This window comes from Syntrophomonas sp. UBA5494 (genome assembly GCF_002426325.1).
Genome location: NZ_DIPG01000037.1, coordinates 1 through 2,773, shown reverse-complemented (window position 1 = coordinate 2,773; position 2,773 = coordinate 1). Strand labels below are relative to the sequence as shown.

The following is a 2,773-nucleotide window of genomic DNA, read 5'->3' as shown; positions in this document are numbered from 1 at the left end:
ATTGGAGCGCATTTTCAAGTAGCAGCCCCAAGACATTGGGCAGCCTTGGAGAGCGAGATGGTGTGTGTCAATGACCTTGTGGTTTTGGCTTAATGGTCGGTGGGCATATGTTTAGGCAGCAAACGAATAGTATTTAGTAATCAGAACCTGTTCAGTCGGCCCTCAACCGGCCATTTAGAAGCCGCCAGGCAAGGATGATAACTCCCTAAGCTTGGGGAGGCTTGTGCTATACTATGGAATAACAGAAGAATACAGCCAGATATGTCCAACGTATTGTGAGGTTATCATTATGAAGCTGTCTGACATAATGAGCACTGACCCGGTGACTTTGACTCTGGCGCATACGATTCGAGAGGCCAGCCGGGTATTCATCGATCATGAAATTGATGGGGCCCCTGTAATTGACGAGCATGGCCGGATGGCCGGGCTATTGACCAAAAGCCACCTCTACCGGGTATTGGCCGGGGACGGTGATCCCAATGCCACGGTCGGTCAGATCATGACCACCAGCGTGCTTACCGGCCACCCCGATGAAAAGGTGCGGAATCTTATCAAGAGAAGTGTGGGACGGCTCCCGGTAGTCGATCAGGATAAAGTGGTGGGCATGATCACACGCAGCGACCTGGCCTATGCCTATTTTAACTCCTTCATTTATCTATCCAATGAACTACAGACCATCCTGGATTCCACCCATAATCTCATCGTCGCTATCGACAAAAACGCCCGGATCACTTTGGTCAACCGGGCCGCGGAGAATTTCCTGGACATCAAAAGTACTGATGTGCTGGGCCGGGAAATCATGCAAGTCATTCCCAACAGCGGCCTGGTAGAAACGCTGGTAACCGGCTGCCCCAGGCCGGTACAGAAGATTATGCTTAAGAACTCACTGTTCATATCCAACCGCACCCCAATATTAGAAGACGGCGAGATCATCGGGGCGGTAGCGGTTCTTCAGGATATCTCCGAACTCGAAAATATATCCAGAGAACTAGAAAATGTCAAAGAACTTAACCGGGAAATGGATGCCATCATCGAGTCGTCCTATGACGGACTCTACCTGACCAATGGCCAGGGCATAACCCTGCGGGTCAACGAGGCCTTTGAAAAACTGACCGGGGTCCCGGCCATTGAAATGGTGGGCCTCAACGTAGAGGACCTGGTGAGGGAACGGGGCATCGTATCAGAGTCGGTCAGTGCCCTGGTTCTGAAGCAGGGAAAACCAGTGACCATCATGCAGCGGACCCTGGCCGGCCGGACCGCACTGACTACCGGTACCCCGGTGTTCGATCGAAAAGGCCGGATATTCCGGGTGGTTTCTAATGTCCGGGACATCACCGAGCTGATGCAGCTTAAGCAGCAACTAGTGCAGGCTCAAGGGCTGAGCAAACATTATGAATCCGAGTTGCGGGCACTGCAGATGCAGTACGACACTGAGAAGCTAATCGTCGGTTCACGGATCATGAAAGAATTGCTCGACAACGTCACCCGTATCGCTCAGGTTGAGTCAACCGTCCTGATCACTGGGGAATCCGGTACCGGCAAAGAACTGATCGCCGAGATCATCCACACCAACAGCCCGCGCCGGAAAGGCCCTTTCATCAAGATAAACTGCGGAGCCATCGCCAGCAACCTTTTGGAATCGGAGTTGTTCGGCTACGACCCGGGAGCCTTCACTGGAGCCAAAAAGGGAGGCCGGGCCGGTTACTTCGAACTGGCCGTCGGGGGGACGATTCTCCTGGATGAAATCAGCGAGCTGCCCTTCAGTTTACAAGCCAATCTGTTGAGGGTGATTCAGAATAAAGAAATAATGCGGGTGGGCGGAGAAAAGACGATCCCCGTTGATGTGCGCATAATCGCCGCCACCAACCGGGATGTAGGCCAACTGGTGGCCAACAACCAGTTCCGGGAAGACCTTTACTATCGCCTCAACGTTGTGCCGGTTGAGGTCCCGCCCCTACGGGCCCGCAAGGAAGAGATACCTCTTCTGGCCGCCCATTTCATTAAGCTGTTTAACAAGAAATACGATATGCACAAGGAGTTGTTCCCTGATGTCATCGATATACTCATGAATTACGACTGGCCTGGCAATGTCCGGGAACTGGAGAATGTCATCGAGCGGTTGGTAGTGACTATCCCGAGGGATGTCCTGACCGGCGAAGACCTGCCCAATAATCTTAAAAATTTCATGCGCAAGGATGTTCATCCCCAAATATCCGTCGAAGGGGTTCTCCCCTTGAAAGAAGCCGTCGAATTTGTGGAAAGAGAGATCATCTCCCATGCCTACAGCCGCTACCGGGCTACCCGCGAGGTCGCCAGGCATCTCGGCATCGACCCTTCCACGGTTTTACGCAAGGCCGCAAAATACGGCATAACGGCCGAACCGGCCCGGAATGACTGACACCCGGGCAACCGATCGCCTCAAAATTGCCTACGACTTCATACAACTCTGACTCCCCGTCATATTGAAACCATATACCCCATCATGCGGTCATTCAGCCCCGTACCAAGATATTCTGCTTGGTGAGGGGCTTTTTTGTTGACTGCAGAAATGCATGGCAAAATTGCGCTGCTTTTGCAGTGCTCTCATGCAATCCTGCCTTGAACTCAGCCTTGGCAAGCCCAATTGCTCATCCGGAAAAGGCCAATATACAGCCGTCTCCAATCTGCCGCAACCATGGCCAGGCAAGATTACCGGGAGAGCCTGCAGATTTGCCTTATGCAGCGCTAAACAGCAAGGCGGCTGTGCCGCAAGCAATCGATATTCATTCCATCA

2 protein-coding genes are annotated in these 2,773 nt (G+C 52.7%); both read left to right on the top strand.

The features are described 5' to 3' along the window. The first annotated feature begins 289 nt into the window (after positions 1 to 289). Positions 290 to 2,398, top strand: a complete 2,109-nt coding sequence (locus tag B3W37_RS03680) for a sigma 54-interacting transcriptional regulator (protein WP_483174819.1) — start codon at positions 290 to 292, stop codon at positions 2,396 to 2,398. A 154-nt stretch (positions 2,399 to 2,552) separates the two neighbouring features. Next, positions 2,553 to 2,773: hypothetical protein (locus B3W37_RS03675; RefSeq protein WP_483174818.1), on the top strand; the 221-nt coding region annotated here is incomplete at its 3' end.